The organism is Flavobacterium sp. 140616W15, assembly GCF_003668995.1.
Lineage (GTDB): Bacteria > Bacteroidota > Bacteroidia > Flavobacteriales > Flavobacteriaceae > Flavobacterium.
The window spans coordinates 1,109,461-1,129,958 of record NZ_CP033068.1 but is presented as its reverse complement, the minus strand read 5'-3'; the positions used below and the strand labels follow the sequence as shown (position 1 = coordinate 1,129,958).

The following is a 20,498-nucleotide window of genomic DNA, read 5'->3' as shown; positions in this document are numbered from 1 at the left end:
CCACTATCAGGGACGAAGACTGAAAACCTGTAGAAAAAAGTAAGTCAGATATTTAACTTAATATTGAAAATCATGAAAAATAATTTTTTGAAAAACATGGTTCCCATTGCAATTGCTGTTTTGGGTACCGCAGGGGCATTTGCCACCACTTCAATGCAGAAAGCGACCAGCGCTGCCGGACCGCAACCTGGATATGTTCTTGATGAGAATGACATCTGTAATGTTGAGGTTAAATGTGACACAAACCCCACTACAATCTGTAAACACAGTGATGGACAAACGGCCTTTGGTTGGGATGCGCAGGAAAACTGTAACGTAACCCTATATCAGCCACTGAATTAAATTTTAACCTTTTAAAAGAGCAATGCAGTTCTTCTTTGAACTGCATTGTTTTTTTGCGAATTAATTCAAACCTTCTTTTATCCATTCAACAGTAGTGTCATCCTTTAAGTTGAAATCAAACCACTGCATTATCCGTCTGCTTAAATCTTTCTGATTTTCATTCTTAAAAAGAACATGATCTTCTTCAGGATACAGCAGCATAATAGCTTTTTTGCCGAGTCTTCGCAAAGCCAGATAGTACTCCATACTCTGCCTCATATCAACCTGTCTGTCCTCTCTTCCTGCCCACAAAAGCAGTGGAGTTTTAACTTTTTCCGCATTGTAGACCGCAGAATTAACTTGATAAAGATGCGGAGCTTCCATGAGCGTTTTTCCAATCATCCAGTTTTCTTTCCCAAATCGCCACATATCTGACTTTCCTGAGGCTCTGCTTACCGTTAAATACATACTTGCCAGATCTGAAATTCCATTTCCTGCAACTGCGGCTGCAAAGAGATCGGTCTGGGTTATTAGGAACGAAGATTCATAACCGCCGAAAGAGTGTCCAATAACCCCAATTTTTTTAGGATCGATTACATTTTTTTCGATTACTTTTTTCACGGCAGCGTTAATACAGTCGGTGATGGTTGAGCCTGGATTTCCAGGTTCGGCAACAATATCAGGAAGAAATACAAAATATCCCTCTATTGATGCTACTGTTCGGTTAAAGCCGGTGCTTTCCAATAATGTAGGATTAAGATATTTATGGGTTTTGTCATGTAGAATTTCGTAAATATTGACAATCATGGGATATTTTTTCTCCGGATTATAATCGGCTGGATAAAACAGTGCGCCCTTCAGTTCTCTGCCTTTTGAATTTTGGTAGTAAACCATTTCTGAATATCCCCAATAGAAATCTGACTGCTGTGGATTGCTCTGAAAAAATGCCTGTTCAATTCCAGTCTTTGATTTTATGACCAGGCGTGGAGAAAGATTGAAATCCTGTTCGCTAAAAATGAGTTTCTGACTTCTTGCATTATAAAAAAGCTGGTCCAGAAACCTATTTTCATAAACAATTGGCTTCTCTTCTTTAGTTTTGCTCAATTTATACCAGCCGGTCATGCCGTCATTACCTTCAGCTTTCAATATCAGCTCTCTGTTTATGTCGTAGTTATAGGTTTTAAAAGTATGACTATTATAATTTTCATGTGGATTATTCAGTAACTCCGGTATTGTAAATCGGATCTTTTTTTCCCTGCCTTTTGTCAACCTTCTGCTGGAAGAACCGTCACAGCTAACAGCCCAGATATCGAATTGATCATAGATCAATACCTCATTATCCTGCAGGCTCCATCCGGCAATACCATACGCGCTTGATGGGACTAAAGAATGAACCTTTCCGGCTATATTTACATTTATTTTAGAGGTAATACAGGTATGCGTATCCTTTTCTATATTATATATCCACCACTGAAGGTTTTTAAAATAGGCTATAAATTTTCCCATAGGTGAGACAACTGTATTTCCTAGTTCTGCAGAATGTTTCTCAATGCAGAGTTTTTTTTCACCTGTTTCCGTATTGATTACATATAGGTCTATGGGGCTGTTTATCTCCCATTGCGGTTCGTAGGCCTGTGGATTATAGAGCAGTGCATGTTTGCGATCCCCATTTATTGCTATTGTAGGGAGCTCGGCCGTGGTTAAGGGAAGAACATTATTGGAGAAGGGATTCCAGACTGCAGTCATAGCCGGTGCCAAAAATTTTCCCATCACTTTTTTCTCCAAATACAATAGCCTATCATTTCCATTCCATATTTCAACTTCTGAACTGTTTGGAATCTTATCCTTATTGTCGGATTTATATTTAAAAAAGACCCTTCCTGCATCATCGGAAATCAAAATCGTATTGACTTGGTTATTGGTAAAATAAGCTGTTTCACCTAGCTGCAGTTTATCAGCTTTGATTGTAAAAAGCCTGTTGTCATCTATAAGCAAATAATGCAGTGCACTTTCAGCTTCTTTTTTAGATTCAGTATTAAAGACGAATGCTTTGCTGTTTTTACTCCAGGTAAGATTGCTAAATCCTGCAGAACTTTCGATGATAGTTTTCTTTTCGGATCCCTTTTTTAAGTCCATCAGTTTTAAGACTTTTGAGTTATTGTCGAGAATAATGTAAATCAATTGCTTTTCATCAGGACTGGAAGAAAAATTCAGCACATTGGGAATGGATTCAATAATTTTCCCATTAGGTTTTCTGATTACCAAAGAATATTTTTTGCTGGCATCAGATACTCTGGCGACTAAAACATCAGCATTTTTTAGGTAAGTGTACTGACTTACCGAGGGTATAATTTCAGTACATGCTTTTTTGAAATCCAAAAGCTGCAGTTTTTTGCCGCTCATGCAGATAAATCCATCTGCTGTGAATACAGATTTTTTTCCATTTGCAAAGCTGTAGGTTTTGCCGTTTTCTATGTTTCGGACAAAGAGAGTGTCTGAACCGCTTTCGTAATACATTTTATAACTAACCCATTTTTCATCAGGTGACACTTTTTCCAAAAGCATACGTCCCCATTTATTGTAATCCTCAGGAAACAGCTTTCTTTTTTGCCCCGTCTGCCCCCATAAGGGACAGACTACTAATGGCAAAATAAATAAAAAAACAGTCTCCAGCAGAGTCTTCCGAATGCTATTGTAAAAAGCAGTAATATCGTAATTAATGATCATAATATTCATTTAATAACCTGCGTTTTGAGGACGCAGGTTTGGGTTTGCACTAAGTTCGCTCTGAGGGATAGGAAGCAGACTGTCTGTTCTGTTCCAGCCCGGCTTGACAACTGAAAGTACAGCGTCAATGCTGTTAGATCTCTTTAAATCAAAGAAACGGTGTGCATTTTCGGTAAAAAATTCCCATTTTCTTTCTTGTAGGACTGCCAAAAGGATTTCTTCTTTAGTAAGAGCTGGCGTGTTTTGAATTCCCGCACGCTGTCTTATTTTGTTGAGGTCTTCTTTTGCTCCTATTAAATCGCCCTGCTGTGCACGGGCCTCTGCTCTTATTAGATACTGTTCAGCAGTTCTAAAAATGATGGAGTATTCTTTGGATACAGCAGTAAAATTCTGTTCTTTGTATTTAGAGGAATGATACCATGAATCATTTCCGTTCTTTACCTCTTTAATCCAATTGGTTTTTCGAAGGTCTGCGGAGGCAAAAGAATTGTACAATTCTGCGCTTACAGATGTTAGGCCAGGAGGGCCTGAAAGAAATATAAATGTTATTCCTTCTTTGGTATTCTGCCCGGCAACAGCAGGCTTTAATTGCCATATTGTTTCTTTTGATCCAATTAAAAACACCTGATTTAAGTTCGGATTTAAGCTATAAAGGGCATTTTGATTTAATACTGCAGAGGATTCGTTCGAGGCTTCGGCGAATAGTCCCCTGTAGAGATAAACTCTTGCAAGAAAAGCCCTTACAGTGAATCTGTTTGGACGGATTCTCTCTGTATTGGTGTAAGCATCCGGCAGCAGCTCTGCGGCACTGAGCAGATCAGCGGTGATATTTTTATACACATCCTCTGCAGTTTGGCGAGCAGGGAAGCTATTAGCGGCGTAATCAGTTGTTTTAATATACGGTACGTCTCCAAAAAGATTTACCAGATAGAAATGGACAAAAGCCCTGATAAATAGTGATTCTCCCTGAAGCTTTGCCTTATTTTCTGCTGAAATGACAGTGCTGGCCTCTGTACCTTCCAATACAGCATTGGCGGCATAAATCTCGTTATAGGATGAATTCCAGTAATCAGATATATTGGAATTTGATGGAAGGACTGCATTATTAAAAAAACTTACTGTAGTACTTGTGGGAGTTCCAAATGCAACAAGTTCGTCTGTATAATTACCGAGCTGAATGGATATACCTGAGCTGGATCCTGTCAGGATGCCTGTATCTCGCATTTTTGAGTAAATATCGGTTAGCGCCGCATCCGCAGTTGCGTAGTCATTAAACACTCCTTCACTAGTCATCTGTGATTTGGGAAGATTTACCTCTGTAAACGAATCGCATGAAAGCATCATAATGGATAGCATTGAAGACAGAAGTATTGTGGATGTTATAAGATTTATTTTCATTTTGTTCGGATTTAAAATGTCAGCTGTATGCCGGCTGTTATTATTCTTAAGGGAGGCAGATATCCGGAGGTTGTAAATTCAGGATCTCCATCTTTGAATTTTGTAAAAGTGAACAGATTCTGTCCCTGCACCATAAACCTGCACTGCATATCTTTTACAAGGAGGGGAAGATCATAAGTGAGCGCAATATTTTTAAGGCGTATATAGGAAGCATCTTCCACACTTGCCGTGCTTCTGGAGTAATAGTAACTCGAATTTACCACGGCACTATTAGTGCCCGTAGAGAAGAGCTGATACTGTGCCTGGCCATTAATGTCCGTCCAGCTGTCTGCCATTCTTGAGGGCTGATTGAGCAACTGTCCCGGAATGCCATTTAAATAAGCCCTGTTTTTCTGGTTTACAAACTGAAATAGAAAGTCGAGTTTCCACTGTTTGTAGGAAAACTGGTTCTGAAGTCCTCCGTAATATTTTGGGTTAAGATCGGCGGTAATCTGCTGGTCATCAGGAAAAGATATTTTGCCGTCTCCGTTGAGGTCTTCAAATTGATAAATGCCGGTCTGAGGGTCAATGCCATTATACTGGTAAAGCAGCCTTATATTTAAAGGTTCTCCAATCCTGTACTGCTGGCTGTAGGAAGAACTCTCTAAACCTGGAAAACGAATTAATTTATTTTTCGCAAATGTGAGATTAACGCTTGTTGTCCAGTTGAAACTGCCTGAATTTATATTAACTGTCCTAAGGGTTAGTTCCAGTCCTTTGTTTTCAACCACCGCATCCAAGTTACCCTGCAGGACAGTAAATCCTGTAGTAGCGGCAATTGGCATTCCGGTAAGCTGGTTGGATGAACGGTTCTGATACGATGACGCAGTTGTAAAAATCCTGTCCTGCAGAAAACCAAGTTCCAGGGCAGCTTCAAATTTTTTATTTATTTCCCAGCCAAAATCTTTGTTGAACAATCTTGTAGGCTGCAGTCCTGCCGTACCGTTATAAGCGACTGCAGAGACTGTATAGCTATCAGAATACTGATAATCCCCTATCTGATCGTTTCCTGTGGTTCCATAGCTTGAACGAACTTTTCCAAAACTGATCCACGAACTGTTCTTTAAGAAATTTTCTTTTGAAAAGAGCCAGGCTGCACCGACAGCCCCAAACAACGCAAATTGGTTCCCCGGACCAAAGCGGCTTGAGCCGTCGCGCCTGGCGGTGAGGTTCAGTATATACTTCTGCTGCCAGTTGTAGTTGATTCGCCCAAAAAGAGCCTGATAATGGTACTGGGTTTCATCATCGAGAAGAATTGTGATATAGGATGCGGCTGAAAGATTATATATTAGGCTGTTGGAAGCAAACCCATTACCTGTCTGATACAAACTTGCTGAATTTTGGCTTTGGAAAGTTGCCCCAAATAAAACATCCATATTTCCATTTCCTATTTCCTTCGAATAGTTTACTTGTGGCTCTACAATCCATGATGAACGCGTTGTGTTATTAACGTAGATGCTCGATCTGGCGCTAGTGATATTATTTGCGGGGTTGTATATGGTTGACGGAGATGTTCGTGTTTCTGTTGTGGAAAGGTTTGTGAAACCAAAATTACTTTTTATAAAAAGATTGGGAATCAATTCATAAGTCAGTACCGCATTGGATACAAAATCATTTGTTTTAGATTTGAATTCCGCATTTAGGTTTCGAAGGGGATTGTTCCATGTCTTGTTTGCCCAGTTCAGACTTCCGTCGGCGTTGTACAGTGCCGGTGCATTAGGGGCAAGAGTCCGTGCATCGCTTGTAAAATCAAAAGCTGGCAGTTTATTATCCTGTACATTATATCCTGCCGAAAACGTGAGACGAAATTTGTCATTATCTGACTGGTGGTTCAAATTAAACTGGCTGCCACCTTTTTTATATCTAGAATCACCGGCAAAAACGCTAGATTCCGTGTAATAATTCCCAGATAAGATAAACTGCGTTTTTTGAGAACCACCTGAAACGGATCCTGTCAATGTATTTATTAAGGCAGTGCCTCCAATAAGCTCTTTGTGCCAGTCGGTATATCGGTTCTGGTCCCATGTTCCATTAATATCATAAGCATTCGCTGGGTAAGTATTTATGTTATCGTTTTTATAAGCTTGGCGGCGCATACTTAGATACTGCTCTGTATTCATAAGTTCCATAAATTTTGTCACATTTCCTATTCCAGTGGATGCCTGTACTGTGAAGACGGTTTTACCTGCCTTCCCTTTTTTTGTAGTGATCAGCACCACGCCATTTGCGCCTCTTGATCCGTAAATAGCCGTTGCATCAGCATCCTTTAAAATTTCAATGCTTTGGATATTCTCAGGATTGATACTGTTTAAGGGACTTGTGGTAGTAGGATAAGTTGTAGCGGTCTGATTATAACCGATTGGTGCGGAAGCATATGGTACGCCATCAATTATGTACAAAGGGGCATTGGCATCAGATCTAAGGCTGTTCTGTCCACGGATTTTGATATCAAAACCTCCACCGGGAACACCTGTGGTCTGGGTAATATTTACTCCCGCCATGCGCCCCTGCATTGTTGCTAGAACATTTGTCACAGGTTGATTCTCTATATCTTTGGATGTAATCCGCGCTATACTACCAGTACGCTCGCTTTCTTTAACAGAATAATAACCTGCATTTACCCTCACTTCCTGAAGCGTTGTTGTATCGTATTGAAGGATTACGTCTATTTTCGACCGTCCCGAAACTGGAATAAGCTTTGTTTTAAAACCTATAAACGAAACCGCAAGAGTATCATTAATACCGGCGGAAATTGAATAATGCCCCGTATAATCAGTCATGGAGTTGACATCTGCTCTGCCCTTGACTGAAATAGTTACACCAGGCAGTGGAGCATTGCCGTCAGTAATAACACCCTGAAGTTGCTGCTGTTGAAAAATAAAACTGAAACTCCGATTTGAGTTTCGTGCTGAAGAAGATGAGAAAGACAATATAAGCCCTATAAAAATTAGGCAATAAAGAGCTTTCCCATCCTTGTAAAATGAAAAATTATTCATAATATTGGACTGGTTAATTGAAACATTGGTTGAATTAGCTATGATCCTCTATACTAGTTTGCGAGACGAAGTAGAGGGTCATTTTTTATGCGGTAAGTTGAAAGTTCTATGGTATCGACTACCATTTTTGTTAAATCATGGGCACTAAATTTTGGTTAATTAAACTAATTAGAATTTTTACGAGCCTAAAAAAACAATGAAGATTGGTGCTATGAATGAAAGCTGAAGGATTTGCTTAAAAATAAAAAGGGCAGGTACTCAGCTTATTGCTCCTAAGGTACTGGTATACCCGTACGCGAATAAGTGAGCCCACGCCCTTTAAGGCGTGAGCATTTACACTTATCGTCCTGCGCGTACGAAAATTACCAGTTTTTAGGAGCAGGATTCAAAGCGAATGCTTCAAATATTTTCAAATGAAGTATCGCAAATTTAATAATTCTATTCAAAAGTATAGAAAAAAAATATGTAATGCAAATGCATTACGTGAAAAATATAAAAAAAATGAAATTGCTATATGGGAAATTTAAGACCAGAGGATATAATTTTACGAGATCAGATTAAATTAAGGCTTAAAGAGTTAAGAGAAAAAGCAAGCCAAAATAAGTCTACTCTATCGAAAGATGTTGAGATAGATAGACAAAATTTTCAGGCATGGGAAAAACTGGAGATTGGAAGAGGAATGACCATTTATTCTATCGGCAGAGTTTGTAAAGCTTTAGGAATTACACTTAAAGATTTTTTTGATAGTGATATATTCGACAATACATAAAAAAAGATGCTAAGGCATCTTTTTTTATGCTCAATAAAATTTAAAACAGGTATATATACGGTAGTCTTTTCATTTTTAAAAGAATTATTTTGCAACTTAATAATTTTACTGATTATGGAAAACCGTAAAATAAAACAAAACTGGTTTAGTATGTTTGAGTCTTGAAATTTGTACTATGATATAAAGCCAACCAAAATAGAACTTATTGAAGTGATTTTATTACCGAAATAAGTAAGTTGGGCAACATTCTTTAAATAACGAAAAACAAAACCTTTAAATATATATTATATGAAATTTTCTTTTAGGCATTTTTTAGCCGTTACAATTATTATTATTTTCTTATCATGTTGTAAGGAAAAGAAAAACTCTGTTCCTGAAACTGAAACGGAAAACTCCACTTCATTAATAAAAGATGATGTAGATATCGCTCTATTGAAGGAATATCTGGCTAACCAAAATCAGGATATAACTGATAAAGATGGATTTAAAATGAATTATAAGGTTGATAAATCTATAGGGAAAATTATTAATTTAGCTAAATCCGATACACTTTCGAATTCGGGTGTATATAGAAATTCAATGTTTTTAAATTTAAGTGTTCGCGAATGCGTATTTTCTCTTTCGCTAAATGGAGTCCATAAAAAGGATATAAAACTAGTTGGTCAGGTTTTTAGTTTATATTTATTAAATCCAGGGTTGAGTGATAATATACCAACCGAGTATCATGCATCCGAAAATTTTTATTTGCCACAGATCGACGATGAATCTGTTAGAAAAGAAATCATTAAAGATGTTACAAGACCTAGATTTTTTCAAAGTGGAGGGGAACAAACGCCTAACGATATTATATTATCAAATAAATGGATTAATATGAGTACAACACTAATTAAAAATTCAAATATTTTAAATTATAAATCATTAGCAGATATGTGATTAGAACGTTGCGCAACAGCTACAACGGATTTGGGCAATAGGCTTAATGGGAAGTTGGTTTTGTATTTGGGATGACTTGGCAAATCCGAAGAAAGGGCTTAATTTAGTCCGAAACCCGTGTAGTACCAGAACTTTACCGGTCATTCTAAAAAACAGCAAGACGACAAATTATGACATATAACGAAGAAGAAGTAAAAGAATTATTTGAAGTAGTATTCAAACTTTCAGCAAAGGACATAAATGACAAATTAATAAAAGTTCGTAATCGACCTGAAATTGCAAAAAGAAGATGGTTTTGGGAATTATTACAAAATGCAAAAGATGCTGTTAAACCTGACGAAAGAGTTTCTGTTAAACTAATAATTGGGTCAAATAATGGACAAGAATTTATTGATTTTCAGCACAATGGAAATCCATTTCGCTATCAAGACGCAAAAAATTTAGTATTCCCATATTCAGACAAAGGAGACGAAGAAAATTCAGACAAATCAGGACGATTTGGAACAGGCTTTTTAGCTACACATATTCTATCAAAAAAAACACAAGTAAAGGGTATTTACTTAAAAGACGATCAAGCCCTTAACTTTAATTTTACTCTTGATCGTTCAGGTTCTGACAAACCTCAAATTGCTGAGAGTATAAATAATACTTGGCAAGAATTTAGAGCAAAACGCACAGAAATTCAGAATTATAAATACAGTTCATCTAATTTTGAAACTTCTTTTAAATATGAATTAGACACTCATAGTTTACATTTAGCAACACAGTCAATTTTAGATTTTGATGTTTCACTTCCTTTTGCATTAGCATTTATACCTAAAATACAATCAGTTGAAATACTAAATCAAATTTCTAACTCTACTATTACTTATCACAAAATTGATGAGACAACGAAGCAACTAACAGAAAATATCAAGCTAATTGCAATAGAAAAAAAGACCTTTGAAAATGGACAAAACAAAGCGGAAATCATTAATTTAATAATATGTTCTGACGGTGTTGTTGATATTGCGGTTGAAATTTATGAATTGAATGGTAAAACATACATAAAGGAATTTATTGAACATCAACCTTTATTGTTTTGCCCCTTTCCTTTAATTGGTGCTAATGATTTCAAATTTCCATTAGCCATTAATAGTATTTCATTTTTACCCAAAGAAGAAAGAGATGGGATTTGGTTAGCTGACACAATCGAAGGAAAAACAAATCAAGGCCTTTTAGAACAAGTTGTTCCTTTATTTCAATCAATTACGAACTACGCCTCTACTCAAAAATGGCAGGACACATATTTGCTGTTTAAATCTCTAAAAGACAGTTTACTTATTGCGGACTTTAACTCAACTTGGTTCAAGGAAAAAATTCAAACACCTATAAAGAATTACATAAAACAAGTTCCATTAGTTGATGTTGATAATGGAGAGAGCCTACCAATTTCCCTAAACGAACAAAAAGTATATTTCCAGTCAGAATTAAAAGAAGATGTTCGTTTGCAACTTTGGGACTTTATGAATGCTCTATTTCCAAATAGAATTCCTCAAAAAGTTCAATCAAGCAATTGGTATGGTGTAATTTGGGACGACTGTCCAAAGCATAATATTAACTCATTTACTAAACTAATATCATCATACAAAACGGTTGAAAATTTACAAATTGCTCTCTCAAAAACAAAAGATGAAACGTTGTTATGGCTCAATAACTTTGTGGCATTCGTAAATAAAGAAGAAGCATCGCTATTAAATATTACCGATAGTCAAATACTTCCAAACCAATTTGGAACTTTTAAAAAGAAAGATGAGCTATTTCTTGATGATGACACAATAGACCAAGAACTTAAAATAATTCTTGCAGACATATCAAAAGTAACATCCAAAGTAACTGATTGGCGTAACGATATGTTAGATAAAAAGATTTTTCTTGAACTTCCATCAACACGAACGAAAACACTTTCCTTAATAGGAACTACAATTTCTGACACAATAAAAGACTTGCTGAAAGAAGAAAACCCCTCTAATGAATTAAGGGATGTTTTTTCTCGGTTACTAAATTGGCTTAATGACAATCATTATAAAGCGAAAGAACATTTTAAAGGACTTAGAACGGAAACTTTACTATACAAAACAGCAAACGAAAGTAAAATAAGACACATAACTGATCTTCTGCAAAAAGACCGTGATGGAAAAATATCTGTTGAAGATTTATCCAACATTGATGCAACCAAAATAGCTCTGCTTCAAGACCCAGATTTGGAGCTTAAAATAAGGTTGGGTGAACAAGTTCTTGCGGACTTACGGAAAGAAAAAGAAGAGTTTAAATTCAAGAAGGAAACAGGCGATATTTTTGAGACATTATTTCATCAGCTAATTAACAACGATAACAGGCTGATTATTCAAAAAGTTGAAGGAGAAGAAGATTTCATTATTACAAATCCTGCAAACGATAAACGTTTTTACATTGAGTTAAAATCAATTAGAACAACAGAAAATCAAATAAACATGACACATAAGCAAGCCAAAAAAGCCAATGCTCATCCCGATAATTATTTTCTTTGTATTATACCTAACAACGGAGAACATATCGACCAAAACTATTTTCTAAATAATGCCAAATTTGACCAAACTATTGGATTAAAACTATCGAACAAAATAAAGGAAGCTTTAGCATTTGAAGCACCAGAGGTTGGAATAAGTGTTGAATTTGAAGATGCCCTTTTAAGTTCATACAGTAAGTATCGTTACAAGTTTGCAATTCAAAGAAACATTTGGGGTCAAGATAATTTTGACGTTTTTAAAACAAAATTACTTAACTAATGGGCACATGGTCGCAGAAGAGAAGAACGAACCGGCAACAGCCCTTTGGCGAGATTGGGGTTTTAGGATGAACTTAAAGATGGTTTTGTATTTGGAAAATTTGTGTTTAACCGAAAAATCTCGCCTCTTTATTCCTCAATCAAGCGCCAAGACGTTATGCGTTATCCACCACAAATAACTAATAATCAGAAAACTAAAATAAATTTTAAATAGCAAAAATGCAAGTATTAATATTCCAAATTGTCGTCTTTTTAATTATTTATTTTGGAGGATTTATTAGTTTTAAAAGTTTGAATATTGTTTCCTTCCTCCTAATAATATTTACCATTTGTATGGTTAATACATCTCCATTAATGATTTTACAATTTTTTACGATAATTTTTGCTTATACTTTTTCTCTTCAAAGGAATCAAGAAAATGCAAATAATACAAAGCCTTCTGAAACATATCATTCATCAAGAAAACAGCCAAAAATAGAAACAAGAAAAAAATCCTTTTTAGAATTAATATTTAGATTCCTAATAAGCATATCAACCTCTATTTTAGCATTTTACGGCATTATTAAGTTTACTATTTATTATTATCAAGATGCAGATGACATTGGTACTTTTTTATTTGTTTCATTATCTTACTTATTTATATTAGCTATTCCTCTACTAATTTCTTTATTTTTTCTAAATGGTTCAAAAGAAAATATAGAGGAAATAATTCAAAAATGTAAAAAACTTACTTAAATAACAAGCAAATTGTCTTAATAACAAAAAGCGAAAATTAAAACTGCCTGCTGAACCTAAAATTGAAATGAGAAACCTTGTAGATATAAGCACAACGCGTAACGCACACTACAAGCAATTTGGGTTTCGCTGAATGGAAAGTTGGTTTTATACTTGGGATGATTTGACAAATCCCAAAACAGGGCTTAATTTAATCACCAATCGTCCGTAGTATCAGAATGTGAAGTAATATTTTGAAAATCCAAAATAACAATAAATGATAAACATTGAAAATTTTAAACTTTATATTAAGGGTATTAAAACCTGTTATCCTCCTGATTGCCAAAACAAACTACCGACTTTAAAGAACTTTCCGGGAGATTTATTTCTAAACGATAAACTAGATATTTATAAACTTGAAGAATTGGCTAAAAACACCGATGATGTTTATCTAGCATCTTTAGCTTATAGAATTTTAGGCGTCTTTATGATTCAAAAATCCAGAGAAGACGATATGATATTGAATCTTAAGCAAACATGGAAGTATATTTCTTCTTCTATTAGGATAATAAGAAGTGAAGACACTATTTCGTCAATTGGCTCTCAAGGTTTCCTCTCAATACCTTTATTTAAAGTAACTGAGCCGATGTCTGAGTTTGAATTTATTCGTTTGCACATTTGGGATAAGTCATTGGACCAATATATTGACCAGAATGCGTCAAAAAATTTCTCTATTCACACACATTCATTCCATGCACACAGTTGGATTATTACAGGGAAAACAATTAACGATCGGTATTTAGTTGAAGAATCAAAAGTGCCTGCTTCAAATATAAGATTTACGATAAATTACAATAAATCTTTAAGCGACATTAATCGACATACTTCAACCGCATCAAACGATGATATTTATGTAAATATAAAGCAGATTAGTCACGAGATTTATATGAGCGGAGGTAGTTATCAGATTAAAGCCGAAAATTATCATAATTCTGGTACTGCTGACGATGATGGTCTTTCTGCAGCATTCTTTTGTTTTACTGCTAAAAATGGATTGGTGGATCGTTCTTTCGTGGTTGGTCCGACAAATCAGAAAGAATCAGAAATCAATCGAAGAATGCATATTGACCCAAAATACCTACTTGATAAAATTGAAAAAAAACAAATTGACCTATTATGACTGACGAAAAGCGTAAAATGATTTTGGACTGGATGAGAAAAATCCATCAACTTGAGTATGCCAATATAGATCAATCAATTTATTGGTCAAATCGTGAAAAATATATTGGTATTTCGGCATTTGCCTTATCCACTTTAATTGCTTGTTCTTACAGATTTCCTGGACTTGAGCCAGATACATTTCAAAAACTTCCAATCCTTTTGAAACATGAGTTTATGATCCCGCTGTTAACTACAATCGTAGCAATTCTGACGGGCTTACAAACATTTCTTAAACCGGGCGAAAAATCAGAAGCGCATAGAAAATTAGGCAATAGCTATGAAAAACTTAGACATAAAATTGAAACCGTTTTGACTGGAAATTTATTAGAATACGAGCTCAATCAAAAAATTGAATCTATCAGGAAGGATTGGGAAAACATGGAATATTTGAATGTCTCGCCACGTAATTTTGAGAAAGGAAAAAAACGTGTAAAATCATTAAACAAATATCCCGAAGAGCTTGGTTTTCTTCCTAATCAAAAAAAAACAGAGACTATAGTTAATTAGTACTCTTAATTAACGTTGGCAATAATGTCGCACATAGTCTAAAAAAATAGAATTTAAATATTAAAAAAATGAAAGTAACTGCCTATTTCGAAGATCATAAAAATATAATAGAAGAAGAATTAAAAAAGGCAAAAAAAGAAGTTGTGGCAGCGGTAGCATGGATAAACTTTGAACTGTACAATGATGTCTTTATTGCTCTTTTAGAAAGAGAAATTCAACTTAAAATTATCTGCACGGACAATCCGTCTAATCGAAGATATATGGATTGTATCAAAAACCTTCAAAAAAAAGGTGCGGTGATAAAATTACTGCAAATGCCCAGTAACAATAATCATATGCATCACAAATTTGCTATAATTGATGGAGTAACTATTTTAAATGGTTCTTTTAACTGGTCGCTTAACGCAGCAAAAAGTTTTGAAAATCTGACTGTAATTGAGAATTGCAATTCAGAAGCTAAAAAGTTTCTTCGCGAATTCGATGCTATTCTAAAAATTGAAAAGGAAACAATAAAAAAATTACAGAAATTTTCGCGCTGCAAAAACTGCATCGATGGTGAGCTTTTAAACGTTTTAGTGTTCAGCGAGCAAAGCACAGAATATTCCGAAACATACGGAGATGTAATCTGCGTATGTAACAATTGTCTGGAATTTGATAAAATCGAAGAATGCGTTCAGGACAGCCAGATATACACACTTATTAATGAATTAAGCGGAGCCAGCGATGACTTTGAATACGATCATATTGAAGAATATCTTTATCAGCATTTAGCATCCCATTCAGATTTAGATATTCATGCAATCGGTAAAGTAAAGTCAACTGTTGACTGGCAGGATAATGACGACGTTGAAACCCGCATTCTCTGGAAAAATAAATTCGTAGGGGATAGACTGCCAGATTCACTGGATCATGATTTTGGAGTTTATTACGACAACTAAAATTAGATTAACTAATAGTGCTTAAAGAAATAAACTATGCAAAAAGAAGATCTAACTGAGAATTTAAAAAGCTTAACTGATCAAAATTTTGTCATCAGCGAAGATGAAACCAAGTATTTAAATTCCTGGACAAATTTAGCAATGCAGATTTTGGAAGCGCAGCATTCGCTAGAATTCTCTAAAACATTCAACGAAAAATATCCTTTCGATAAATTTGAAGAATTTGTTCTGTCTCATGGAATGTTTAAAAATTCAATCCTCTCCTATGCAAAATGTTTTTCAAGTTCTGGTAGCGGAAAAGTATCTTTGGATCCCAAAGATGTTTTCAAAAATGAACCGAAATTAAAAGAAATTCATTTGGACTTAATGGATATGCGTAATGAATACATAGCACATAATGGCGATAGTGATTTTGAACTTGCAATAGTTTTTCAGAAAAAAGTCGAAGATGAAATTACTTTAAGCCAGACCATAACTTACAAGGAACCAGTGAGCGACTATGAAAAATTCTTTGGTCTTTTTGAACATTGTTCAAACTACATCGTTCAAAAAGTAAATAAAAAAGCAGACAAGATGGAAGAAAGATTAGATGTTAAAATAAAATTTAGCTAGCTGTAGACACTAAAAAACAAATTTTGCTTAAAAGTACAATGTTTTCTCTCCAGCCCCGATTGCAGCGGAAATCCTTTTGTGCCGGAGTTCGACACAAAAGATTGCAGCGTAAAGCGGGAGAGGCTGCCTAATGAAAAAACATAATAATCCTGATTAAAAGCAATGCTATTGTTCCTCTTAAGAAAAATATGAAGAATCAACCGGCAGAATCAGATTAAAAAAATAAAAACAGCATAAAAAAAAATGGGGCTTAAAAACCCCATTCTCTTCTTTTAAAAGTAAGTAAGACTGCTAAAAATTATTTCTTAGACTCCTCAATAGAAACCTTTCTAAACTCTTTCAACAGTTTTTCAATTTCCAGTGTTGATTTGCGGGCTCTTGCCCCTGCCGCTTTAACACCTTTTTCAATTAAAGATTCAGATTCTGTTTTGAATATTTCAAGTTCCGCGTTGATTTTTACTAGTAAATCGTTCATGATGTTTTATATTAAATTAAGACCGCAAAAATAGCTTTTTACTTCAGTTTATCAAACCACAAGCATAAAACTGCACAGATCAGTACTGACTGTTGTAAAAAACAATTTTTCTATACCTATAGCCTGTTAATTTCCTTAATAAAAAAGGAGGGCGGGCATCCGGTTTTGGCATGAAAAGTCTGCACGAATTTCTGGGTAGTGCTAAATCCCGCTTCATCAGCGAGCGCCTTATTTGAATATTTTCTTGTTTTTTTATCTTCCTTCAATAAAGTAATAATATGATCGATCTTAAGATCACTGATATAGGTTACAAACTTTTTACCTTTATGGTTCCTTATCACACTAGATAAATATTTCGGATTAGAATTTATAATTGCCGCAAGTTTGGTTGCATTTAGGTCTTTTAAAAGAAATTTTTTATCGCTTTCAAATTTATCGAGTTTGCGCAGTATCTGCGCTACTGTTTCTTTACTGATATCATCTATGACTTTTCCTCCGTTTCTGCTCTGCACTCGAGGCTGCAAAGAAGCCTTTTTATTCATTATTTCTTCAAATTTTAATTTGTAATTTTTTTTACTCCTGAAATGTGTTACGGCAAAATAGAGCAGTCCTGAAAACAGCACAATGGTAATACTGCTGAAAATAATATCATTGTGCTTTCTTTTATTAAATAAATACTCAATTTTGTTTTTATCGGCTATCAGCACTTTTGTATCATAGACTTTGTGTATTCTGCCCGAGAGATAAACATATCGGCTACTGAGCACACTGTCGGCTTTGAGTAGTTTTTTGATGTAAAAAAGTTCTTTACTGAGATCCTGCCGGCTTTTGTAATATTTTATAAGAAGTTCATAATTCTGCCTAAGATCCGGACGAATGTAATTTTTTCTTTTAAAAATCCTGTCTACTTTCATAAAGTAAGGGAGTGCCTTTTCTTGTTTGTGAAGATCCCAGTAACTTTTTCCGATGTAGAACCAGCCCACAGATTCATTTGCAAAATCTTTATTTTTAATTATTCCGGGAATTGATGCATTGATGTTTTTTAAGGCATCAGCATAGTTGTTTTTAAAATACTGATTGATTCCTTCCGAGTGCATAAAATACACTTTCATATCCTCATTGGAGAGTCTGCGGCCCTCCTGAATCCCTTTTTCGTTTATTTCAGAGCAGAGGCCGTAATTTCCCATCCTGTTATAACACAGGCCAAGGCAGTGTAATGAATTGAGGTACGCTCTGGCGTTATGTGCGTGGAAATACGCAATACACTGTTTAAATAAAGGAACAGCTTCATCATAAAACCCTAAGTAATACTTAATCTGGGCTATATTATACCTGACTTTATAAATTAGGTAATCATCTTTTGTTTTAGAAATAAAATTATCCGCTGTAAGATAATGGTCTAAAGCCTGCTTATATCTTTTAAAGGAGTAAAAGACAATTCCCTTTGAGAGATAAGCCGAACCGATCAGCACATCATTTCCAGACTTTCTGGCGGTATAGATCATACTGTCGGCATAAACCAGTTTTAATTTATCAGGGGCATAATGAAGGTAGTTTTTATATCCGTTTATGATTTCCTGCTCATTTTTTTCCCTTTTGGCTTTTCCCAGGAAATACGCAAGATAAACCGGCTGGCTGTTGCTGTCCTCAAATTCTTCAATCCGATCAAATAAATAATCGTAGGATTTACCCTGAAGCGTGTCAGGTGATTTCAGCGGGTTCCAGCCGGCAGCAACCTGCTGGGCCAGACACAAAAAAAGAAGTCCTAATTGTATTTTAAGCATAGGCTGATAATTAAAAAATGAAACAATATTTATCAAAAAAATGCTTTTCCTTAATACAATTTTCAGATCAGCAGATCATAAGTAAAGCATTCTGTAAAAAAGAGCTTCAAATATAACGTAATATATTGATAACAAAGGATTAACTTTTAAAAAACAGGGTGTTGATTTTCGGAAAATCCATAGTTGAAATTCCGAAAATCCACAGCTAAGAGGTTGCAGGGCTGAATTGATGATGATAGATTTGCGGTGAATTCAAAAGCAAGAAAAACGGCATCGTGCTGTTTTAAAGTTCTGCTTACCCGGGTGAAATGAACTGACTGAAAAGTCCTTCCATTTAACACACTTTAATCATGAAAACCTTTTTAATCAGCATGCTGGCGGTACTGGCCCTTTCATGCACCAACGACTATGCTCGTGAAGATTCAATTTCTACTTTCAAAAAAAAGGATGCCACTTCAAAAAAGTATACAGGGCTGAATCCTGAGAATATGGCCAATGCGTATGACATTGCTGGGAAAATTCACAATGACTTACTGGACGCCTATCTTTCGGGCAATTTTTCGGATAACACTATAAATGCTGTCAGCAATAAAATTGATTCTATTTCATTTCTGAACAGCGATCTTCAAAACCTGCCTTCTTATTATCCCGCCAATCTCCAGGAAATACAAGAAATGGTCGATTCCCCTGAAGTGCAGCTTGAGCAGATTATTGCAAATTCTTCGATGTCCACGACTTCAAAAAACTGTCTGTCAGATTTTATGTTCTCTGCCGCACTCTGGCAGAACAATGACTATGATGTCATTCATCAATCCATCATCTCTTTTGAGGCAGCTGTTACCAATAACCAGCAGTTTACAGCTGAAGAAAAACGAATAATCCTTACTTCATCAGCCATCACCCGATATTCTCTTTATTACACATCAGAACGCAAAGACAAAGACTGGGAAACCTCTGTGGGAAACAGGGTGGGTGCCGTTCAGGGAGCCTTAAGCAATTCTGCCACTGCAGTTACTAGATCACTACTCGCGGGGATTCTCAGCAGCAACACTACAGAATAAAAATCATGGACTGGATTTTACTTTTTGAAAAACAGATAGTATACAGTTATTACGTTTTTCTGATACTATTTAATTTGACAACGATATACCTCATCTTATCCATACTGTTTGATAATGATTTCATCTGTGTCTCTCTTGCAGAGACCCTTAAAATGGATTCCCTCAGGAAATTGATATATCTCTTATTTATAAATGGGATGTCAAATATGCTGTTTATCTGTGTTTCGCTGATCGCAAAACTATACAGTTAGAAAATAGGCCTTTAATCTTAAAAAAAAACACTTTGGAATTTAGAAAATCAAACTATAAAACTGAAGGGATTCAATTGTGCGTTTTTGAAAGTTTAACCTCCAAGCGCGCATTAAAGAATTTGATTCCGGAAGATCATTCTACTGTGCTGCTTGTAAATAAAGGCGCGGCGGCGATGAGCATCAACAGCAGAAAAGTACACTTATTCATTAACGAATCAGCAGTTATTCCTAAAAAAGCAAACTGCGAAATTCTGCTAATGAGCAGGGAATTATGCATTTCGATTGTATCTTTTACATCAGAATTTGCATTGGAAAACAGCATCAGATGGCCTCATATCGGATATTTTAATTTCTTCACTGCCCAGTATGCCTCTAAAATTTTCTTAAAGAAAAAGGAGATGAATAACCTGATGGTTTTACTGGAAATAGTGAACTCCAGGCTGTTAATGCCTGATTTAAGGTTTTTTAAAAAAGAGCTGATTCTGCTGAGTTTTAATCTGTTTCTCTATGAACTTGCCAGCCATTATTATAAAGCTACCTGGCATGAAAGGGTAAAATATTCCAGCACGGAAAAAACAGCAGTCCATTTTTTCAGATTACTGGAAATCCACTGCCGAACACAGCATAGTGTCAAGTTTTACGCGGATGCCCTGAATATATCCTCAGGGCATCTCACTAAAACAATCAAACAAATTACAGAGATAACGGCCAAGCAGTGCATTGAAAATGCATTAATTCTCGAAGCTAAGATTCTGCTTCAAAACAGTGATTTAACCATTCTTAAAATCTCTGAAGAACTAAAATTTGCAAACACTTCTTTCTTTAGTAATTTTTTTAAAAAGCATACTTCTTTATCTCCATCTGAATACCGAATAAGGCTGAACCAGTACTAAATAATTCCATTTGGGTTTGATATGTGTACAGACATTGATTTGGAGTATTTTCA

At 35.4% G+C, this 20,498-nt stretch carries 16 protein-coding genes; 11 read left to right on the top strand and 5 right to left on the bottom strand.

Going from position 1 to position 20,498, the window contains the following annotated elements; translation table 11 throughout:
* Positions 1-72 precede the first annotated feature (72 nt).
* The gene (locus tag EAG11_RS04915; protein ID WP_129538169.1) at positions 73-342 is read left to right on the top strand and encodes a DUF6520 family protein; all 270 of its coding nucleotides are present in this window, start codon (positions 73-75) and stop codon (positions 340-342) included.
* Positions 343-402: 60 nt separating this feature from the next.
* On the opposite strand, the gene EAG11_RS04910 is transcribed toward EAG11_RS04915, so the two are convergent.
* Genes EAG11_RS04910 through EAG11_RS04900 form a run of 3 tightly spaced genes read right to left on the bottom strand, consistent with a single transcriptional unit; the run spans position 403 to position 7,481 of the window.
* Positions 403-3,057, bottom strand: a complete 2,655-nt coding sequence (locus tag EAG11_RS04910) for a prolyl oligopeptidase family serine peptidase (RefSeq protein WP_129538168.1) — start codon at positions 3,055-3,057, stop codon at positions 403-405.
* Positions 3,058-4,446 carry a RagB/SusD family nutrient uptake outer membrane protein gene (locus EAG11_RS04905; RefSeq protein WP_129538167.1) on the bottom strand — a complete coding sequence of 463 codons (1,389 nt, stop codon included), beginning with the start codon at positions 4,444-4,446 and terminating at the stop codon, positions 3,058-3,060.
* 11 nt (positions 4,447-4,457) lie between these two features.
* The gene (locus tag EAG11_RS04900; protein ID WP_129538166.1) at positions 4,458-7,481 is read right to left on the bottom strand and encodes a SusC/RagA family TonB-linked outer membrane protein; all 3,024 of its coding nucleotides are present in this window, start codon (positions 7,479-7,481) and stop codon (positions 4,458-4,460) included.
* 514 nt (positions 7,482-7,995) lie between these two features.
* Between EAG11_RS04900 and EAG11_RS04895 the strand changes: the two genes are divergently transcribed.
* From EAG11_RS04895 to EAG11_RS04860, 8 genes are all read left to right on the top strand, one after another.
* Positions 7,996-8,250 carry a helix-turn-helix transcriptional regulator gene (locus EAG11_RS04895; RefSeq protein WP_129538165.1) on the top strand — a complete coding sequence of 85 codons (255 nt, stop codon included), beginning with the start codon at positions 7,996-7,998 and terminating at the stop codon, positions 8,248-8,250.
* A 288-nt stretch (positions 8,251-8,538) separates the two neighbouring features.
* A complete protein-coding gene (locus EAG11_RS04890) occupies positions 8,539-9,183 on the top strand; it encodes a hypothetical protein (RefSeq protein ID WP_129538164.1) in 645 nt (214 codons plus the stop codon).
* A gap of 170 nt (positions 9,184-9,353) precedes the next feature.
* A complete protein-coding gene (locus tag EAG11_RS04885; RefSeq protein ID WP_129538163.1) occupies positions 9,354-11,990 on the top strand; it encodes a sacsin N-terminal ATP-binding-like domain-containing protein in 2,637 nt (878 codons plus the stop codon).
* Between the two features lie 218 nt (positions 11,991-12,208).
* Positions 12,209-12,724, top strand: coding sequence for a hypothetical protein (locus EAG11_RS04880; RefSeq protein WP_129538162.1), 516 nt, complete (start codon positions 12,209-12,211; stop codon positions 12,722-12,724).
* Positions 12,725-12,980: 256 nt separating this feature from the next.
* The gene (locus tag EAG11_RS04875; protein WP_129538161.1) at positions 12,981-13,883 is read left to right on the top strand and encodes a hypothetical protein; all 903 of its coding nucleotides are present in this window, start codon (positions 12,981-12,983) and stop codon (positions 13,881-13,883) included.
* The gene (locus tag EAG11_RS04870) at positions 13,880-14,431 is read left to right on the top strand and encodes an SLATT domain-containing protein (protein ID WP_129538160.1); all 552 of its coding nucleotides are present in this window, start codon (positions 13,880-13,882) and stop codon (positions 14,429-14,431) included. The genes EAG11_RS04875 and EAG11_RS04870 overlap by 4 nt, the downstream gene beginning before the upstream one ends.
* Positions 14,432-14,499: 68 nt before the next feature.
* Entirely contained in the window at positions 14,500-15,369 is an 870-nt protein-coding gene (locus EAG11_RS04865) for a phospholipase D-like domain-containing protein (RefSeq protein WP_129538159.1), read from the top strand.
* A gap of 36 nt (positions 15,370-15,405) precedes the next feature.
* The gene (locus EAG11_RS04860; protein WP_129538158.1) at positions 15,406-15,981 is read left to right on the top strand and encodes a hypothetical protein; all 576 of its coding nucleotides are present in this window, start codon (positions 15,406-15,408) and stop codon (positions 15,979-15,981) included.
* 298 nt (positions 15,982-16,279) lie between these two features.
* On the opposite strand, the gene EAG11_RS04855 is transcribed toward EAG11_RS04860, so the two are convergent.
* Positions 16,280-16,456 carry a histone H1 gene (locus EAG11_RS04855; protein WP_129538157.1) on the bottom strand — a complete coding sequence of 59 codons (177 nt, stop codon included), beginning with the start codon at positions 16,454-16,456 and terminating at the stop codon, positions 16,280-16,282.
* 116 nt (positions 16,457-16,572) lie between these two features.
* On the bottom strand, positions 16,573-18,240 hold the full coding sequence (locus EAG11_RS04850; protein WP_129538156.1) for an AraC family transcriptional regulator: 1,668 nt from the start codon (positions 18,238-18,240) through the stop codon (positions 16,573-16,575).
* Between the two features lie 350 nt (positions 18,241-18,590).
* On the opposite strand from EAG11_RS04850, the gene EAG11_RS04845 reads away from it, so the two are divergent.
* Positions 18,591-19,301 carry a hypothetical protein gene (locus EAG11_RS04845; RefSeq protein ID WP_129538155.1) on the top strand — a complete coding sequence of 237 codons (711 nt, stop codon included), beginning with the start codon at positions 18,591-18,593 and terminating at the stop codon, positions 19,299-19,301.
* A gap of 283 nt (positions 19,302-19,584) precedes the next feature.
* Positions 19,585-20,445 carry an AraC family transcriptional regulator gene (locus EAG11_RS04840; protein WP_129538154.1) on the top strand — a complete coding sequence of 287 codons (861 nt, stop codon included), beginning with the start codon at positions 19,585-19,587 and terminating at the stop codon, positions 20,443-20,445.
* Positions 20,446-20,498: the final 53 nt, after the last annotated feature.

What these genes read in the sequence shown, in the direction of transcription:
- EAG11_RS04915 (WP_129538169.1), top strand. Translation starts at nt 73, where the DNA reads ATGAAAAATAATTTTTTGAAAAACATGGTTCCCATTGCAATTGCTGTT.
- EAG11_RS04910 (WP_129538168.1), bottom strand. Translation starts at nt 3,057, where the DNA reads ATGAATATTATGATCATTAATTACGATATTACTGCTTTTTACAATAGC.
- EAG11_RS04905 (WP_129538167.1), bottom strand. Translation starts at nt 4,446, where the DNA reads ATGAAAATAAATCTTATAACATCCACAATACTTCTGTCTTCAATGCTA.
- EAG11_RS04900 (WP_129538166.1), bottom strand. Translation starts at nt 7,481, where the DNA reads ATGAATAATTTTTCATTTTACAAGGATGGGAAAGCTCTTTATTGCCTA.
- EAG11_RS04895 (WP_129538165.1), top strand. Translation starts at nt 7,996, where the DNA reads ATGGGAAATTTAAGACCAGAGGATATAATTTTACGAGATCAGATTAAA.
- EAG11_RS04890 (WP_129538164.1), top strand. Translation starts at nt 8,539, where the DNA reads ATGAAATTTTCTTTTAGGCATTTTTTAGCCGTTACAATTATTATTATT.
- EAG11_RS04885 (WP_129538163.1), top strand. Translation starts at nt 9,354, where the DNA reads ATGACATATAACGAAGAAGAAGTAAAAGAATTATTTGAAGTAGTATTC.
- EAG11_RS04880 (WP_129538162.1), top strand. Translation starts at nt 12,209, where the DNA reads ATGCAAGTATTAATATTCCAAATTGTCGTCTTTTTAATTATTTATTTT.
- EAG11_RS04875 (WP_129538161.1), top strand. Translation starts at nt 12,981, where the DNA reads ATGATAAACATTGAAAATTTTAAACTTTATATTAAGGGTATTAAAACC.
- EAG11_RS04870 (WP_129538160.1), top strand. Translation starts at nt 13,880, where the DNA reads ATGACTGACGAAAAGCGTAAAATGATTTTGGACTGGATGAGAAAAATC.
- EAG11_RS04865 (WP_129538159.1), top strand. Translation starts at nt 14,500, where the DNA reads ATGAAAGTAACTGCCTATTTCGAAGATCATAAAAATATAATAGAAGAA.
- EAG11_RS04860 (WP_129538158.1), top strand. Translation starts at nt 15,406, where the DNA reads ATGCAAAAAGAAGATCTAACTGAGAATTTAAAAAGCTTAACTGATCAA.
- EAG11_RS04855 (WP_129538157.1), bottom strand. Translation starts at nt 16,456, where the DNA reads ATGAACGATTTACTAGTAAAAATCAACGCGGAACTTGAAATATTCAAA.
- EAG11_RS04850 (WP_129538156.1), bottom strand. Translation starts at nt 18,240, where the DNA reads ATGCTTAAAATACAATTAGGACTTCTTTTTTTGTGTCTGGCCCAGCAG.
- EAG11_RS04845 (WP_129538155.1), top strand. Translation starts at nt 18,591, where the DNA reads ATGAAAACCTTTTTAATCAGCATGCTGGCGGTACTGGCCCTTTCATGC.